At 73.5% G+C, this 16,669-nt stretch carries 12 protein-coding genes; 4 read left to right on the top strand and 8 right to left on the bottom strand.

The window, feature by feature from the left end; genetic code table 11:
* The first annotated feature begins 79 nt into the window (after positions 1-79).
* Positions 80-2,644: an ATP-binding protein gene (locus PZB77_RS09020; RefSeq protein WP_275492052.1), complete on the top strand. Its 2,565-nt coding sequence runs from the start codon at positions 80-82 to the stop codon at positions 2,642-2,644.
* Positions 2,645-2,767: 123 nt separating this feature from the next.
* Here PZB77_RS09020 and nucS read toward each other — a convergent pair whose 3' ends face one another.
* Entirely contained in the window at positions 2,768-3,439 is a 672-nt protein-coding gene (gene nucS / locus PZB77_RS09015; protein ID WP_275492051.1) for an endonuclease NucS, read from the bottom strand.
* Positions 3,440-3,701: 262 nt separating this feature from the next.
* On the opposite strand from nucS, the gene PZB77_RS09010 reads away from it, so the two are divergent.
* Positions 3,702-4,094, top strand: a complete 393-nt coding sequence (locus PZB77_RS09010) for an SCO5389 family protein (RefSeq protein WP_275492050.1) — start codon at positions 3,702-3,704, stop codon at positions 4,092-4,094.
* 122 nt (positions 4,095-4,216) lie between these two features.
* Here the strand turns inward: PZB77_RS09010 and PZB77_RS09005 are convergent, their stop codons facing one another.
* On the bottom strand, positions 4,217-5,257 hold the full coding sequence (locus tag PZB77_RS09005; protein WP_275492049.1) for an LLM class flavin-dependent oxidoreductase: 1,041 nt from the start codon (positions 5,255-5,257) through the stop codon (positions 4,217-4,219).
* A 248-nt stretch (positions 5,258-5,505) separates the two neighbouring features.
* Between PZB77_RS09005 and PZB77_RS09000 the strand changes: the two genes are divergently transcribed.
* Entirely contained in the window at positions 5,506-5,835 is a 330-nt protein-coding gene (locus PZB77_RS09000) for an ATP/GTP-binding protein (protein WP_275492048.1), read from the top strand.
* A gap of 20 nt (positions 5,836-5,855) precedes the next feature.
* Here PZB77_RS09000 and PZB77_RS08995 read toward each other — a convergent pair whose 3' ends face one another.
* The gene (locus PZB77_RS08995; RefSeq protein ID WP_275492047.1) at positions 5,856-6,761 is read right to left on the bottom strand and encodes an ABC transporter permease subunit; all 906 of its coding nucleotides are present in this window, start codon (positions 6,759-6,761) and stop codon (positions 5,856-5,858) included.
* Positions 6,758-7,978: an ABC transporter ATP-binding protein gene (locus PZB77_RS08990; RefSeq protein WP_275492046.1), complete on the bottom strand. Its 1,221-nt coding sequence runs from the start codon at positions 7,976-7,978 to the stop codon at positions 6,758-6,760. The genes PZB77_RS08995 and PZB77_RS08990 overlap by 4 nt, the downstream gene beginning before the upstream one ends.
* A 688-nt stretch (positions 7,979-8,666) precedes the next feature.
* Between PZB77_RS08990 and PZB77_RS08985 the strand changes: the two genes are divergently transcribed.
* Positions 8,667-9,572 carry an NADP-dependent oxidoreductase gene (locus PZB77_RS08985; RefSeq protein WP_275492045.1) on the top strand — a complete coding sequence of 302 codons (906 nt, stop codon included), beginning with the start codon at positions 8,667-8,669 and terminating at the stop codon, positions 9,570-9,572.
* A 70-nt stretch (positions 9,573-9,642) separates the two neighbouring features.
* On the opposite strand, the gene PZB77_RS08980 is transcribed toward PZB77_RS08985, so the two are convergent.
* The 4 genes from PZB77_RS08980 to scy all read right to left on the bottom strand — a co-directional run bounded on the left by PZB77_RS08980 (position 9,643) and on the right by scy (position 16,528).
* Positions 9,643-10,422, bottom strand: coding sequence for an ABC transporter permease (locus PZB77_RS08980; protein WP_275492044.1), 780 nt, complete (start codon positions 10,420-10,422; stop codon positions 9,643-9,645).
* 3 nt (positions 10,423-10,425) lie between these two features.
* Positions 10,426-11,514, bottom strand: coding sequence for an ATP-binding cassette domain-containing protein (locus PZB77_RS08975; protein WP_275492043.1), 1,089 nt, complete (start codon positions 11,512-11,514; stop codon positions 10,426-10,428).
* An 86-nt stretch (positions 11,515-11,600) separates the two neighbouring features.
* Positions 11,601-12,539, bottom strand: a complete 939-nt coding sequence (locus tag PZB77_RS08970; RefSeq protein ID WP_275492042.1) for a cellulose-binding protein — start codon at positions 12,537-12,539, stop codon at positions 11,601-11,603.
* Positions 12,540-12,730: 191 nt separating this feature from the next.
* Positions 12,731-16,528: a polarized growth protein Scy gene (gene scy, locus PZB77_RS08965; RefSeq protein ID WP_275492041.1), complete on the bottom strand. Its 3,798-nt coding sequence runs from the start codon at positions 16,526-16,528 to the stop codon at positions 12,731-12,733.
* Positions 16,529-16,669 lie beyond the last annotated feature (141 nt).

Here is a 16,669-nt window from a genome sequence, read left to right as displayed (position 1 = left end):
ACCGGCGGACACCACGAGCAACAGCGGTACGTGCGACGCCGGACGGGCAGCAGCGCGACGCGTCTGGGGGACTTGGACGATGAACCCGACAGCAGGGGACCCGGAGCGGCACGACGGCCGCGACACCGACCGGACCGGGGACACGCCCTCCCGGCGCAGACCGTCCCGGGACGTCCTGCCCACCGACCTCGTACCGCAGACGGGGGCGAAGGCCCGCGTCGTCCGGCTCATATCCGGTGACCTCCTGATCACGGTCAACCCGGTGGACGGCAGCGAGGCCGAGTCCTGCCCGCCCGGGGTGCGGCCCGACGCTCCCTCCCGGCGCACGGCCGAGGAGCGCTCCACCCGCGACCGCGCCGCGGTACCCCCCGTACCGCCGGGCCCGCCCGCCGTGCGGCTGCCGCTGCTGGAGCGCGAGGAGGAGCGGGGCCGGGTGGTACGCCTCCTCACCCGGGGCCGCTCGGTCCGCCTCAGCGGCCCGCCCGGATCCGGCCGCACCGCACTGCTGGACGCCGTCGCCGCCGACTGCACCGAACTCGCGCCCGACGGTGTCGTCCGGCTCTCCGGCCACCGGCGCACCGCCGCAGACCTGCTCCACGCGCTCCACGAGGCCGTCTTCGACTCCCCGTCGTACCGCCCGGCGCGCGAGGAACTGCTCACCGCGCTCTCCGGGATCGGCGCGGTCGTCCTCGTCGACGACCTGGAGTTCGACGGCCCGGCCCTGGAAGAGCTGCTCGGCGCCACACCCGAGTGCGCCTTCGTCTTCGGCACCACCCCCGAGATGGCAGCCGCCGACGGACTCGACGAGGTCGCCCTCACCGGGCTGGGCCGCGCCGCCGCCACCGACCTGCTGAGCCGGGTCGCCGGACGGCCGCTCACCGAGGAGGAGGCGAACTGGTCCGGCGACCTCTGGTTCGAGTCCGAGGGACTCCCCCTGCGGTTCGTCCAGGCCGGCGCCCTGTTGCGCCAGCGCGACCGGCTCCGCGACCTCCCGGAGGAGTTCGACGAGTACGGGGCCTTCGAGGAGCGTCCCGCGGGCGCCCCGCCCGTCCCCCTCCTGCCGGTGCCGACCGACGACGTACCGCTGCCCAGCATCGGTGAGGGCGCCGCCCCTGCCCTGCTGCTCGCCTCCCGCCTCAGCGAAGCCGCCCGGGACACCCTGCGGTTCGCCGTCGCGCTCGGTGGCGAGGTGCCGCACCAGGCCCACCTCCCGGCACTGGTCGGCCACACCCACGCCGACGCCGCGCTCGGCGAGCTGGCCGGCTGCGGACTCCTCTCCCCGGCCGGCTCCCGCTACCGGCTGGCCGCCGGCGTCCAGACCCAGCTGGAGCTGGGCGGTTACGCCGAGGGCGCCGAGGAGCGGGCCCGTACCGCCGCCGACCACTACGCCTGGTGGGTCAAGCACCCCTCGGTCACCCCGGCCCGCGCGGTCGCCGAAGCCGACGCCGTCCTCGCGGTGATGGCCGCCCTGCTCCCGGGTGGCGGCCCCGACGCGGCCCCGGCCGTCGTCCGGCTCGCCCGGAGCGCCGGACCCGCCTTCGCCGCGGCCCTGCACTGGGGCGTCTGGGAGAAGGCCCTGCGGGTCGGCCAGGAGGCGTCCAGGCTGGCCGGCGAGATCGCCGAAGAGGCCTACTTCCACCACGAGTTGGGGATCCTCGCGCTCTGCGCCGGACAGCTGGACCGGGCCCGGGCAGCGCTGGAGGCGTCGATCGGGCTGCGCGGTGCGCTCGCCGACCGGACCGGAACCGTCGCCGGGCGCCGCGCCCTCGCCCTGGTCGCGGACCGGTCCGGTGCGACCACCGCCGGGCCGGCGGACCCCACTCCCGCCGTCCGCGGCGACGGCCCCGCGACGGAGGTCCTGCCTGCCCTGCCCCCGCTGCCCGCCCTGCCCCGGCAGACGCTGGTGGTGGAGGAGCCGCCGACGGTGGCGGCGCACGCCGTGCCGGCGCGGCTCCCGGGCAAGGGCGGGCGCGGCGCCGGAGCGAAGGCCATGGGCCGGAGCGTCGTCGCCGGAGCCCGCCGCAACCTGGTCGCCGTCGGCGCGGGCGCGCTCCTGGTCGCCGTGCTCGGCACGGTGGTGACGCTCGGCGCCACCGCGGGCAGCGAGGACACCGGCAGTGGCAGCGTCGTACCGGAACACTCCGCCGAGTCCGCGGACGAGGGCGGAGACGAGAGCACGGCCCCTGCCGAGAACGCCCCGGCCACGGAGGACGAGGCGGAGAACTCCACCACCCCGGCCGCCGGCGCTTCCGCCGCGCCCGCCCCGTCCGGTACGCCCACTCCGGGCAGCAGCGGCACGCCCTCGCCCGGAAGCAGCGGGACGGCGCAGAGCCCGGCCCCGGACGCCGGCGCGCCCACCACCGACGCGCCCGGCAGCGACAGTCCCGCACCGACTCCGCCGGACCCCGGGACGGGTTCCGCGTCGCCGTCGGCGTCCGCGACCACCAGCCCGGCGGCCCCTTCGCCGTCCGGGGGAACCGAGTCGCCCGGTACGACTCCTCCGGTCACCCCCACCGGCGGTACCCCCGGGAGCGGGGACGGCGATACGGAAGGCGGCGACGCCACGGCCCACGCCTCGGGCACCGCCGGGGCGAGCCCCTGGGACACCCCCGGGACCGCGACGGCCACCCCGGACGGAGCCTGAGCCGTCGCTTTACGGACGGGGCCGCCATTCCCGGACAGACGAGGCCGCCCGAAACATCGATAACCGGACGGCTTGTCGATCAGGCCGTCCGGTCGTCGGCGCCCCGCGCGGCGGGGCGGAGGCTCAGAACAGCCGCAGCTTGTCGTCCTCGATGCCGCGCATCGCGTCGTAGTCCAGGACCACGCAGCCGATCTTGCGGTCCGTGGCGAGGACGCGCGCCTGCGGCTTGATCTCCTGCGCCGCGAAGACACCGCGGACCGGGGCCAGATGGGGATCGCGGTTGAGCAGTTCGAGGTAGCGGGTGAGCTGCTCCACGCCGTCGATGTCACCGCGCCGCTTCAGCTCCACGGCCACGGTGGCCCCCTCGGCGTCCCGGCAGAGGATGTCCACGGGGCCGATGGCGGTGGGGTACTCACGGCGGATCAGGGTGTAACCCTCGCCCAGGATCTCGATCCGGTCGGCGAGCAGCTCCTGGAGATGGGCCTCCACACCGTCCTTGATCAGGCCGGGGTCGACGCCGAGTTCGTGCGAGGAGTCGTGGAGGATCTCCTCCATCGTGATGATCAGCTTCTCGCCCGCCTTGTTCACCACGGTCCAGACGCCCTCATCGTCGCCGGAGCCCTCCTTCAAGGTGCACGGCGGCGACATCCAGTTGAGCGGTTTGTACGCCCGGTCGTCCGCGTGGATGGAGACGCTGCCGTCCGCCTTCACCAGGATCAGACGGGGGGCGGAGGGCAGATGGGCGGTGAGCCGGCCCGCGTAGTCGACGGAGCAACGGGCGATGACGAGACGCATGGTCGGCAACGCTACTCGACGACGGGCGGTCGGCGCGATTCGCGCCTCCCGCACCCCTTCCGCCCCTCCCGGAGCACCCGGGGGCTTGCCCCCCTTTGATCGGGTTCGCTGGTGGCCGGTTGTGTTCCCATTCTCCTGGTGCGACCCGGACCGCACCCTTACCGTGGAAGCAGGAGGTCGCCGAGCGTGCACGCTGCGTCGCCGTCCTTCTGCCGTGCCCGTAAGGCCCCGGTCTGCTGCCGGGGTCGCGAGAGGAGAACCCATGTCGCTCGACGTCTCACCGGCCCTCTTGGAACAGGCCGAGCGAGGCGAGGTCGACGAAGCCGACTTCGTCGACTGCGTCCGGACCTCCCTGCCCTTCGCGTGGGAGATGATCAGCTCACTGGTGGCCCAGCTGAAGGTGGACGGCGGAGAGTTCGCCGACAACCAGACGCCCCCGCCGAGCGAGCAGGCACGCGGCCAGCTGCTGCGAGCCCTCGCGAGTGACGCGATACGCGGGGCCCTGCAGCGGCACTTCGGAGTGCGCCTGGCATTCCAGAACTGCCACCGGGTCGCCGTCTTCCCGCTGGACCCCTCGGCCGACGACCGGCTGGCCAAGTTCACCTCGGTGCGGGGCCAGTTGCTCAACCAGTCGCCCGAACTCCGGGACTGCTGACCCTCTCGGCCGCCGCTCCGGGCCGGGTGCCGCGCCCGTGCGCGGCGGTCCCGCCCCGGCGCGGCGGCGTCCCGCACCGCCGCGCCCCCGGGCCCGCGCGACCGCCCGGACGCCCTTGCGGCTCAGACCAGCAGCGGAACCACCTCGGCGCCCAGCCGGCGTACGTTCTCCTCCGTCGCCGCCAGGTCGCCGGACCCCTCGGAGAGCAGGGCGAAGCGGGTGATGCCGGTGCGCTCCGCCGTGGCCGCGAGCCGGTCGGCGGCGAACCGAGGGGGTCCCACGGGGTGCAGCCCGCAGAGCAGCTCGGTGTAGGCCACCGGGTCCCGCATCACGCGGTACCGGCCGTCGACGGTCACGTGCTTGCCCAGCCCTTCCCGCAGCCACTCCGGCATCGCCTTCACCAGCGTCTGCGCGGCGTCCTCCCGGCCGTCCCCGATCTGGGCCACGCCCGCCGAGACGTGCCCGGCCGCCGCGACGACCTCCGGCGAGTGACCGGCCTCCCGGGCGCAACCGCGCCACAGGGCGACCATCTCCGCCTTTTCCTCGTCCCCGCAGTGCATCCCGAGCAGCATCGGCAGCGCCTTCCGGGCGGCGAGGCGCACCGTCTGCGGCGAGGTGCACGCCACGATCACCTCCGGGCCGGGCTGCCGCGCGCCGTCCGCGTCGAGCAGTTCGTCCGCGCGCGGCACCACCGCCACCTCACGGAACGGGTAGCGGCTGCCGCGCCCGGCCACCCGGGGCTCGCGCAGCCAGTCGAGCAGGAGCTCCAGGGACTCCGGGAAGCCGCTGTCGTACGCCTCCAGACCCGCGCCGAACACCTCCAGGTCCACCCACGGACCGCCCCGGCCCACGCCGAGGCTGAAGCGGCCGCCGGTCGTCAGGTGGAGCAGCGCCGCCTGCTCGCCGAGTGCCACGGGATGCTGGGTCGGCAGCACGCTCACCGCCGTCCCGACCCGGATTCTGCGGGTGCGGCCGAGCAGCAGTGCGGCCAGTGTCACGGCCGAGGGGCAGACCCCGTACGGCACGAAATGGTGCTCCGCCAGCCATACGGAGTCGAGCCCCGACTCCTCCGCCACCTCGGCGGTCCGGACCGCCCGGTGCAGGGCCTCGCCCTGCCCCTGACCCGGAAACTGTGCTGCCAGTACGAACGTTCCCACGCGCATCGCCTTCTGCCTCCTTGCGGCCGACGCGGTTTTCCCCTACTGGCATCAACGCCTGACACGTGCCAAAGGCACGGCCCACCGCAGAAGTTGTTGCGATTTTCCGCTAACCACGTCCGGCACCCGCGTTTCCGCCCGCCCCGCGAGGGGCTCGCTCCCGGCGCGGTCGGGGCCTCGCCGCCCCGCGCTCCGCGCGCCCCAGCCCGTAGGGTGAAAGCCCCTGTCCGCCGTACCACCCCGTGAGGTGTCCCGTGTCTCCGCGCCGCAACCGCCCCAAGGGCGGCGAGAGCCCGTCCACCGACAGGAGCGTGACGGGGGACCGGTACGGCGGCGGCGCGGCCACCGAGAGCTGGCAGGGCGAGGAGTGGTCGGTGCGCCCGGTGGCCGGAGCGAGCGCGCGGGGCAAGCGCTACCGCTGTCCCGGCTGCGACCAGGAGATCCCGTCCGGCGTGCCGCACCTGGTGGTGTGGCCCGAGTACGGCGGCGTCGACGACCGGCGGCACTGGCACAAGGCCTGCTGGAACGCGAGGGACCGCCGCACCACACGGGTGCAGCGGTCCAGGAACGCCCCGCGCCACTGAGGCCGGGGAACGGCGGTGCGTCAGACGTCGCGCCGGTTCAGCGCGAGGTTGGCGACGACGAGGACGACGGCGGTCAGCAGGAACATGATCGCCACCGGTTCCCAGCCGGACGGACCGGACTCGGTGATCGATGATTCGTAGAGCGCGGCGATCTGGCTCGGGACGGAGTACTCGAAGAGCAGCTCCCGAAGCCGGGTGAGCTGGTTCACGGCCATGAACAGGGCCAGGACCAGCGGCAGCAGCACCACCCCGATCATGATGGTGATCGCCCCCGCCGAGTGCCGGACGATCGTGCCGACGGCGAGCGAGAGCAGTCCCAGCAGTGCGGTGTAGAGCCCGATCCCGACCGTGGCCCGGATCCAGTCGGCTCCCGACGCGGAGGCGCCACCGCCGAGGACGGCCGTCTGGAGCATGGCGACGACGGCCGTCGTCACCGTGGTGAGGACGAAGACCAGCAGGAAGAAGACGACCGCCTTCGCCATGAGCACCCGGCTCCGGCTCGGGCACGCCGTCAGCGTCGTCCGGATCATGCCGGTGCCGAACTCCGACGCGATGGTCAGCACGCCGAGGGTGATCACGCAGACGGAGCCGAGCAGGACCCCGAAGAAGCCGAGGCTCAGCACGTCGTTGCCCGCTTCCCCGCCGGGTGCGTCGCTCGCCGCGTCCACCCCGAAGGCGACGAGCACCCCGATCCCCAGCAGCAGCGCGACCATGGTGCCGAGCGTCCACATCGTGGAGCGCACCGAGCGGATCTTCGTCCACTCGGAGGCGAGCGCGTCGCCGAAGGTGGCCGGGCGGACCGCGATCGGCGAGACGTAGTTGCTGAGTCCCGGGACCATGCCGGGAGCGAGCGGGCCGTGGACGGCGGGCCCCGGCCGCTCCTGCGGGTGGGCCTGGGGGAGCGGCGGTGTGGCCGGCGTCGTCATCGGGAGTCCTCGCTGGTCTTCTGCTCGGCGGGGGCGGGGGCGGGGGCGGGGAGAGTCGGGGCGGGCGCCGGGGCGGGCGGCACCGGGGCGGGCGGCACCGGCGCGGACACGGCCTGCGCGGGGGCGGCCGGGGCGGGCGGCTTCTCGGTGGCGTACGGGTTCTGCTCGAGCGGCGCGGGCGCGTACCACTGCTGCGTCCATCCCTGCGCCACCGGCTGCTGTCCGTGGGCCGGGGCACCCGGGGCGGGCTGCGGGACGGTGTACGGCGGCGTGGGCGGCCGGAGCCCCACCTTCGCGTCATCCGTCGAACGGTAGTCCACGACGTGCTGCGTCATCCGCATGTACGCCTCCTCCAGGGACGCCTGGTGGGGGGAGAGCTCCCACAGGCGCACGTCCGCCCCGTGCGCGAGGTCGCTGATCCTCGGCAGGGGCAGCCCGGCCACCCGCAGCGCCCCGTCCGGCTCGGAGAGCACCCGCCCGCCCGACCCCGCCAGCGCGGCGGTCAGCTTCTCGCGGGACTCCGGCGCGTCCTCGGCCACCCTGATCCGGGCGAAGTCCGCCGAGTTGACCGAGATGAACTCCTTGATGCTCATGTCGGCGAGGAGCATCCCCCGTCCGATCACGATCAGATGGTCGGCCGTCAGCGCCATCTCGCTCATCAGGTGACTGGAGACGAAGACCGTACGCCCCTCCGCCGCCAGCGCCTTCATCAGATTGCGCACCCAGAGGATCCCCTCCGGGTCGAGACCGTTGACCGGCTCGTCGAAGAGCAGCACCTGCGGATCGCCCAGCAGCGCCGCCGCGATGCCGAGCCGCTGCCCCATCCCGAGCGAGTAGTTCCGGGAGCGCCGGCCGGCCACCTCGCGCAGGCCCACCACCCCGAGCACCTCGTCCACCCGGGCGGCCGGAATGCCCGCCAACTGCGCCAGCGACAACAGGTGGTTACGGGCGCTGCGCCCGCCGTGCACCGCCTTCGCGTCCAGCAGTGCGCCCACCTGGCGCGGCGCGTTCGGCAGGCTCGGGTACGGGTGGCCGCCGATCGTCACGTGGCCGGAGGTCGGCCGGTCGAGCCCGAGCATCATCCGCATGGTGGTGGACTTGCCCGATCCGTTCGGGCCGAGGAAGCCCGTGACCACTCCCGGCCTGATCCGGAAGGAAAGGTTGTGCACGGCGGTCTGTGCGCCGTAACGCTTGGTCAGGCCGACTGCCTCGATCATTCCCAGCCCCATCGACTCATCCGTCGTCGGGGCCCGGCCCGCCCGCTCGGCCGTACGCCCCCGTGTGAGTGAGGAGGATATCCAGCCCCGGACGGTTCCGGCGAAGGCGCCGCCGATCCGCCGATCCCGCCGATCCACCGAGCGGCGCGTCGCTGCGGCCTCACACCTTCGCCCGGTGGACGTCGTGGGCGGCCAGGTGGGCCAGGACGCCGCCGCGTCCGTAGGTGGGGCCGACGCGCATCGCGCGGGCCTTGCCGGGGCGAGGGGGGACGGCAGCGGCAGCCGGCCTGGATGGAGCTCTCCTCGTCTGCACCGATCACGTACGCGTCCCCACCCAGCGGTTCGCCCTGCCAGGTGCGGGCGTACAGGTGCAGGCCCGTCTCCCGGGTGATGCGCGCGCGTGGGAGCGGCCGCGCGCGGCGTGCCGGACGACGTGTGCACGCACCTGCGGCCGGTGCTCGGTCTGGTGGCCGGAGGCCGTCTTCTTCAGCCGCACGCGTTCGGCCGCACGCGTTCGGCCGCACGCGTTCGGCTGCACGCGTTCGGCTGCACTCGGGGCTGTCGGACGGGCGCTGCGGACGGGCATGGCGGGCGAACCGTTCGGGCGAACCGTCGCTGCGATCGGGAACCCCATGATCACCTCAGGTGTTGAGCCTCCGGTCAGCACCCGTCGTGTAAAGGACCTTTCGTGCGCGCAGTACAGATCAATCGCTTCGGCACCCCCGACGTCCTCGACGTCGTCGATGCTCCCGAGCCTGAACCGGGCACCGGGGATGTGCTGGTCCGGACCGTCGCGACCAGCATCAATCCCGTCGACGACAAGACGCGGGAAGGGGCCATCGGCGAAGGAACGCCGCCACTGCCGATGACGCTCGGCTGGGACCTGGCCGGCATCGTGGTCGACGGTGGCAGCAGTGGGATGCGCGCCGGGGAACGCGTCATCGCCATGTCGCACCAGCTCGGCTCCGGCCGGGGGGCCTGGGCCGATCTGGTCGCGCTTCCCGCACGGGCCGTCGCCCCTGCGGCGCGGACGGTCAGCCTGGCCGAGGCGGCCACCTTGCCGCTTCCCGGACTGACGGCTTGGCAGACCCTGGACTGGCTCGCGGTGAAGGCCGGTGAGCGGCTGCTGATCGCCGGTGCCGCAGGTGCGGTTGGCGGGTTGGCGCTGCAGATCGCCCGTGCGCGCGGCGTCAAGGTCGACGCTCTGGTCTCCCGGGATGCCCAGGTCGCCTTCGCCCACGAGCACGGTGCCGACCTCGTCACCACCGACCGCCGCGCTCTTCAGGACCGCAGCTACGACGCGGTCTTCGACACCTTCGGGGCGTTCGTGACCGAGGCAGTGGCGGATGGCGGCCGGTATGCGTCGATCGCCACCCAAGCAGGTCCAGTACCCGACGTGTCTTCCCGCGGTGTGCGTACCACCGTCAACCAGGTGCGTGAGGACGGCGCGGGACTGAACGAACTCACCAAGCTCGTCGACAGCGGCTCCTTGCGGCTGCGCGTGCACTCCACCTTCGGCCTCTCAGAGATCCAAGCCGCACACGAACGCTTCCTCCGAGGCAGCCTGGCAGGAAAGATCACCGTGATCTTCTGAGCCTCCCGCCACATCTCGCGCACAACACCGGCCCCGGAGACAACCCCCGAAGGATTTTCGGGGCCGACCGCTAAGCGTCCCGCTTCCGGAGCACGAGGTACCCGCCCACCAGCGCCGCGACCACCCAGAGCACCATGATGCCGAGCCCGCCCCACGGGCCGTAGGGCGCCTCGTCGGTGCCCATCGCGTCCGGCAGGACCTGCATGATCTTGGAGCCGGCCTGGTCGGGGAAGTACCGGGCCACCGTCTTGGCGCCAGGGACCGAGGCGAGGATCTGCGAGACGAGGAAGAAGAACGGCATCAGGATGCCCAGCGAGAGCATCGAGCTGCGCAGCATCGCGGCCACGCCCATCGAGAAGACCGCGATGAGACCCATGTAGAGGCCGCCGCCGACCACTGCGCGCAGCACGTTCTCCGCGCCGAGGTCCGTGCCGTGGTCACCGAGGAGTGCCTGCCCGAGGAGGAAGGCGAGGAAGCTGGTGATCAGCCCGACGACCAGGGCCAGCACTCCGGCCACCGCGATCTTGCTGAAGAGGAGGGTGCCGCGCCGGGGAACGGCCGCCAGCGAGGTGCGGATCATGCCCGAGCTGTACTCCGTGCCGACCACCAGGACACCGAAGACGACCATCGCGAGCTGACCGAGGATCATCCCGGAGAAGCTGACGAAGGTCGGGTCGAACGTCGCCCGCTCGGTGTCGGAGAGGTCGTCGAACTGGGACTTGAAGAGCGCGCTCAGGGCAGCCCCCATGGCCACCGTGACGAGCAGCGCCGAGATGAGGGTCCAAGTCGTGGAGGAGACCGTACGGATCTTCGTCCACTCGGAGTTCAGGACCGCGGGTACCGATGCCATCGGTCACACCCCCTTGCCGTCGGTGGAGCCGGAGGACCCGGAGCCGGAGGACCCGGAGCCGGTGGAGCCGCCGGCCGCGGTGTCGTTCCAGCCCGCGCCCCACGGGGCGCCGGCAGGACCCGGCGTGCCGGGGGCGGCCGGCGGAGTCGCCCCCGGAGGAGCTGCCCGCCCCGCACCGCCGTCGACGTCCCCGTGCGCGTGGTACTCCACCGAACCCGCCGTCATCTGCATGAACGCCTCTTCCAACGACGCCCTCTGCGGGCTCAGCTCGTGGAGGACCAGCTGATGGCGGGCGGCCAGCTCACCGAGTTCCTCGCTGCTCGCCCCGTCGACCTCCAGGGTGCCGTTCCCCGCCTCGACCGGGGTGTAGCCCCCGGCGGCGAGCGCGTCGCGCAGCCGCTCCTGCTCGGGAGAGCGCAGCCGTACGTAACTCCGCGAGTTCTCGTGGATGAAGTCCGCCATCGAGGTGTCGGCGAGCAGCCGCCCCTGACCGATCACGATCAGATGGTCCGCCGTCAGCGCCATCTCGCTCATCAGGTGCGAGGAGACGAAGATCGTCCGGCCCTCGGCGGCGAGCGACCGCATGAGGTTGCGGATCCAGTGGATGCCCTCCGGGTCGAGACCGTTGACCGGCTCGTCGAACATCAGGATCTGCGGATCACCCAGCAGCGCCGAGGCGATCCCGAGCCGCTGCCCCATGCCGAGGGAGAAGCCCTTCGACTTCTTCTTCGCCACCGCGCTCAGCCCCACGGTGTCCAGCACCTCCGCGACCCGGGACGCCGGGATGCGGTTGCTCTGGGCCAGGCAGAGCAGATTGTTGTACGCGCTCCGGCCGCCGTGCATCGACTTGGCGTCGAGCAGCGCCCCGATGTACTTCAGCGGCTCGTCCAGATCGCGGTAGCGCCGGCCGTCGATGAGCACCGAACCGCTGGTCGGGTTGTCCAGATCGAGCATCATCCGCATCGTGGTGGACTTCCCCGCCCCGTTCGGGCCGAGGAAGCCGGTGACCATCCCCGGTCTGATCCGGCACGTCAGCCCGTCGACGGCGACCTTCTGGCCGTAGCGCTTGGTCAGTCCCTCGAGCTCGATCATGCGCTCACGCTAGAACGGCCGCGCGCCCGGCGCCACCACAAAGGCGGAACCGGGCGCACGGAGTGGCCGGGGGTGGTGAGCCGGCGTCAGCGGGTCTGCTGGGCCGGGACACCACGGGTGGCGGGCTCGTCGTCCACCGGGGACGTGGCGGCGGCCACGGCCGCGCCGGTCAGCGTCGCCAGCATCTCGCGGACGTTGGTCAGCTGGGCGTTGATCGAGTCGCGGCGGTTGGTGAGCGCCGCCAGCTCGCGCTCCGACTCGCTGCGGATGCGGTCGGCCTTGGCGTTCGCGTCGGCCACGATGTCCTCGGACTGGCGCTGCGCGGTCTCCACCGTCTGGCGGGCCCGGCGCTCGGCGTCCGTACGGAGCTTCTCGGCCTCCAGGCGGAGCTGCTCCGCGCGGTGCTCGATCTCCGCGAGGCGCTTCTCGGCCTTGGCCTGACGGGACGCGAGGTCGCGCTCCGACTGGTCGCGGCGCTTGGCCAGGTTGGTCTCGAAGTCCGCGGCGGCCTGGGCGGCCTTGGCGCGGGTCTCCTCGAAGAGGGCGTCCGCCTCCTCGCGCTTCTGCTGGGCGTCCTTCTGCGCCTCGGTGCGCAGCGTGGTCGCCTCGCCCTTGGCCTTGTCGACGATGCGGACCCCGTCGTCCTCCGCCTTCGCCTTCCGCTCGGTGGCGAAGTTCTCCGCGTCGTTGCGCACCTGCTGGGCGGCCGACTCGGCCAGCTCCCGGTGCTGCTCGGCGGCGCGGCGGGCCTCTTCTCGCAGGTCCTTGGCCTCCTCCTCGGCGAGGCGGAGGATCTTCTCGACGCGGGCACCGAGGCCGGCGTAGGAGGGCTCGGCGTCATTCACCTGGGCCTGGGCGTTCTGCGTTTCGAGGTGGAGTTCCTCGATGCGCTTCTCCAGGGAGGTGATGCGCGCCAGTGCGCTGTCACGGTCGGCGACGAGCTTGGTAATGCGGTCGTCCACCTGACCGCGGTCGTAACCACGTCGCACGAGCTCGAAGCCGAAGGGGGAAGAGGGGTCGCTCATGGGTTTCCTGTCGAATGAGACCGGTGAGGTGATAGAGGGAATCCTAGGGGCCAAAGCGGCGTGTCAGCGTGGAGATACCAGTTTGATCTGGAGAATGACACCTCTTTCGGGTGGCCGGCCCCCGTGGGTGCTGATCGCCCGGAGGGCCCGGCGGTCCGCCGTCCGGTGCGCGTGGGCGGCCCCGGCCAGGTCTATCCCTCCGGCTGCTTGCCGCCGCCGCGGGTGCCCGCCCCCGCCGCGGCCTTGACGGCCCCGATGGGCCCGCCGCCGGTGGTTTTCCCGCCCCCCGTCGGTACCTCGAAAGACTCCAGCGCCTCCAGCACGTCCTGGACCCGGGAGATCTCCGTATTGATGTCCGCGCGCCTGCGCACGAGCACATCGAGTTCGCGCTGTCCTTCGTCCACCGTACGCTTCGCCTCCGCCTCCGCGTCGGCCCGCAGCTTTTCCGCCTCGCGAATGAGGGTCGCCTTCTTGGTCTCCGCCTCCTTGAGCAGGGACTCCGCGCGCTTGACCGCCGCGATACGGACCTTGCCGGCTTCCGAATTCGCGTCCGACAGCAACTCCTTGGCCTTCTTCTGGGCCTCGTCGTGCTGTTCGGTGGCCGCCTTCATCAGATGGTCGACCCGCTCGCCGGCGGTCTTCATCTGCTCGGAGGTCTCCCGCCGGGCCCGCTCGTGCAGTTCCTCGATCTCGGCCTCCATCCGGGCGCGCCGCTCCTCCGCGCGCTCCCGGGTGGCGGTGGCGTCGCGCCGCGCGCCGACCAGCAGTTCGTCGGCGTCGGCACGGGCCCGCTCCACCAGGGTGTTGCCCTCCACGGTGGCCTCCGCGGTGATCCGGGCGGCTTCCGTGCGGGCGGCGTCGACCATGGTGTCGGCCTGCGCCTCCGACTCGGTGGCCGTCCGCAGAGCCTCCTCGCGCGCCTTGTTGATCAGCTGGTCCGCCTGCTCGGCCGCGTCCGTGCGGCGCTTGGCCGCCTCCTGGCGTGCCTCGTCCAGCACCCGCTCGGCCTCCTCGCGGGCCTCGCTCCGCAGCTTCTCGGACGCCTTCTCCGCGTCGGCGCGCAGCTTCTCGGCCTCCTCGCGGGTACGGGTGGCGTGCTCCTGCGCCGAGGCCACGGTCTTCGCCGCCTCCGAGCGCCGCCGCTCCGCCTCCCGGGTGGCCTCGCCGACGAGCTGGTTCGAGGAGTCGGTCGCCTCCTGGCGGATCCGCTCGCCCTCGTTCGTCGCCTCCGCGACCAGCCGGTCGGCCTGCGTCGCCGCGTCCGACCGCATGCGGTTGGCGTCCTCGCGGGCCTCCGCACGGGCCCGTGCCGCGTCGCGCTCGGCCGACGCGAGGGCGTCGGACGCCTCCGTACGCACCCGCTGGCTGTACTCCGCGGCCTCCGCGCGCAGCCGCTCGGACTCCGCGATGGCGTCGGTGACGGTGCGCTCCGCGAGCGCCTTCGCCGCGTCCGTCTCCTCGGCCGCGACCCGGCGGATGCGGTTGGCGTCCTCGGAGGCGCGCTCCCGCTCGGCGGCGGCGTCGGCGCGCAGCCGGTCCGCCTCCTCCAGCGCCTCGGTCCTCGTCCGGCCGGCCTCCTGCTCGGCGGCGGCGCGCTGCGCGGCGATCTCCGTCCCGGCCTGCTCGTGCAGCCCGGCGACCGCGTCGCGTACCTGCTGGGCGGTCTGCTCGGCGGTGGCGACCAGCTCGGACGCCCGGCTCTCGGCCTCGCCGGTGAGCCGCTGCGCCTCGGCCTGCGCCTCCTCCACCCGGGTACGGGCGGACGCGAGGAGTTCCTCGCTCTGCTCGCGGGCCCGCTCGCGCTCCTGCCCGGCCTCGGACCGCGCGGCCTCCAGGGTCTCCTCGGCCGTGCGGCGGCGCCGGTTGGCCTCCTCCTGCGCGGCCACCAGCGCCTCGGCGGCCTCGGCGGCCACCCGTTCGGCGGCAGCGGCCGCCTCGGCCCGCACCCGGTCGGCCGTCTCCTGCGCCTCGGTCTTGAGGCGCTCCGCCTCGGTGGCCGCCTCGGTACGCAGCCGTACGGCGACGTTCTCGCCCTCGGCACGCGACTGCGCCGCGTCGGCCGCCGCCTCGTCGCGCAGCCGCTGCGCCTCCGCCTCGGCCTGCTCCTGGAGCGTCCGCAGCCGCTCGGCGGCCTCGCCGCGCAACCGCTCCGTCTCCTCGGCCGCCTCGCGACGGACGTGTTCCGCCTCCGTGCGGGCCGTACCGAGCGTTTCCTCGGCGGAGGCGACCCGGGCCTCGGCGTCGGCGCGCAGCCGGTCCAGCTCGGCCGCCGCCTCCTCGGCACGGGCCGTCACCTGACGCTCGGTCTCGGCACGGAGCGCGGCGGCGGCCTCGTCGGCCGCCGTCTTCACGGACTCCGCCTGCTCCTCGGCCTCGGTGCGCAGGGTCTCGGCCTCGGCGCGGGAGCGCTCCAGCGCCTCCTCGGCCTGCTTGCGCAGGGCGGCGGCGCGTTCGCCCGCCTCGGTGCGGACCCGCTCGCCGTCGGTGGAGGCGGAGGCGCGCAACTCCTCGGCGTCCGTACGCGCCTTGGTCAGCAGTTCCTCGGCGGTGCGGGCACCTTCCTCGATCTGCTGGAGGGCCTCGCGACGGGCCTCGCCCCGGATGCGCTCGCCCTCGGCGACCGCCTCGGAGCGCAGTTGCTCGGCCTCGCCGCGCAACCGGCGGGCCTCCTCCTGGAGTTCGACCGTCTTGGCCCGGTACTCCTTGGTGCCCTCCTCGGCGGCGCCCTTGAGCTGGTCGGCCTGCTCGGCGGCCTCGCCGCGCAGCCGGTCCGCCTCGGCCTCCGCCTCGCGGCGGACGCGCTCGGCCTCCTCGGCGGCGGCCCGGGTGGTGGCCGAGGCGTCCTCGGACGCCTTGGTCAGCACCTCCTCGGCGCTGCGGGCGGCCTTGGCGAGCTGGGCGGCGGCGTCCTCGGCAGCCGCCGTACGCGCCTTCTCGGTCGCCTCCACGAGGAGCCGCTCGGCCTCGGCGCGGGCGTCGGCGAGGGCCTGCTCGGACTCTTCCTTCAGCGTCTCGGCGGTCTTGGTCGCCTCACCGACGAGGCGGGCGATCTCCGACCTGGCGGTGCGGGTGCGCTGTTCGTTCTGCGACTCGGCCCCGGCCAGCGTCTTCGACGCGTTCTCCTTGGCCTCGGAGAGCAGCTTCTCCGCCTCCAGCCGCGCTTCGCGCAGCCGGGTCTCGGCCTCCTGGGCGTGCTGCTCGGCGGCGCGCTGGAGCTCGGTGGCCTGCCGGCGGGCCTGGTCGGCTTCGGCGCTCGTCGTGGACCGCAGGTGCTCGGCGTGCTGGGTGGCCTCCTGCGCCTGGCCGGCGGCGGTGCTCAGCATCCGCTCGGCGTCCCGGCGGGCGCGCAGCAGGATCGCCTCGGCCTCGGCACGGGAGGTCTCGGCCTCGGAACCGAGCCGCTGGCGGGTCTCCTCGGCGACCCGGGCGGCCTCGCTCCGGGCGGCGTTCAGGGCCTGCTCGGCCTCGGCCCGGGACTCCTCCATGAGCCGGCGGGCCTGGGACTCCGTACGGGCCCGCAACTGCTCGGCCCAGGCGACGTTCTCGTTGACGTGGGCCTCGACGGTCTGCCGTCGTTCGGCCAGTTCCTGGTCGAGGCGCTGGCGGCGCTGGACCGCCTCGTTGTGCAGTTCGGCCTGGAGCCGGGCCTGGTGCTCCGCGTGCTCCTGGAGGATGCGCTGGGTCTGGGCCCGGGCCTCGCGCAGCTCGCGCTCGGCGTCGGTGCGCATCTGCTCGGCCTGGGCCTGGGCGTCACGGAGCAACTGCTCGGCCTGGTACCCGAGGTCCGCGCCGCCGTAGGCGGGACGGGTCGCGATCGTGCGCCGTGCCTCGTGCAGTTTGGCTCGCAAGACCTCGACCTGGTAACCGAGGTCCTCGGCGTGCTGGACGGCCTTCTCCCGGTCGGTCTTCAGCCGGTCCATCTCGGCTTCGAACCGCGAGAGGTGGTCGTCTTCAGCTCGGTGGCTCTCCTGGCGTTCGTAGCCCCGCACTGCGCGGTCCCATCCGTCCCCTGGTCGCAACTCTCCATACAGGACCGCCCGCCGGCGAGCGGTCCCCCGGGAATAGTGACAGACAAACGACAGGGACGTCCTTACGGCCCCGACCCCGGCCCCGGCCCGGAACGGCCCACT

Origin of the sequence: Streptomyces sp. AM 2-1-1 (genome assembly GCF_029167645.1) — a bacterium.
GTDB lineage: Bacteria > Actinomycetota > Actinomycetes > Streptomycetales > Streptomycetaceae > Streptomyces.
Note: the sequence above shows the minus strand (reverse complement) of the source record. Positions and strands in the feature narration are given on the sequence as shown.

Excerpts from the sequence above, each read along its gene's own strand:
- nucS (WP_275492051.1), bottom strand. The coding sequence starts at position 3,439 with ATGCGTCTCGTCATCGCCCGTTGCTCCGTCGACTACGCGGGCCGGCTC.
- PZB77_RS09010 (WP_275492050.1), top strand. The coding sequence starts at position 3,702 with ATGTCGCTCGACGTCTCACCGGCCCTCTTGGAACAGGCCGAGCGAGGC.
- PZB77_RS08970 (WP_275492042.1), bottom strand. The coding sequence starts at position 12,539 with ATGAGCGACCCCTCTTCCCCCTTCGGCTTCGAGCTCGTGCGACGTGGT.
- PZB77_RS08990 (WP_275492046.1), bottom strand. The coding sequence starts at position 7,978 with ATGATCGAGGCAGTCGGCCTGACCAAGCGTTACGGCGCACAGACCGCC.
- PZB77_RS08995 (WP_275492047.1), bottom strand. The coding sequence starts at position 6,761 with ATGACGACGCCGGCCACACCGCCGCTCCCCCAGGCCCACCCGCAGGAG.
- PZB77_RS09005 (WP_275492049.1), bottom strand. The coding sequence starts at position 5,257 with ATGCGCGTGGGAACGTTCGTACTGGCAGCACAGTTTCCGGGTCAGGGG.
- PZB77_RS08980 (WP_275492044.1), bottom strand. The coding sequence starts at position 10,422 with ATGGCATCGGTACCCGCGGTCCTGAACTCCGAGTGGACGAAGATCCGT.
- PZB77_RS08975 (WP_275492043.1), bottom strand. The coding sequence starts at position 11,514 with ATGATCGAGCTCGAGGGACTGACCAAGCGCTACGGCCAGAAGGTCGCC.
- PZB77_RS09020 (WP_275492052.1), top strand. The coding sequence starts at position 80 with ATGAACCCGACAGCAGGGGACCCGGAGCGGCACGACGGCCGCGACACC.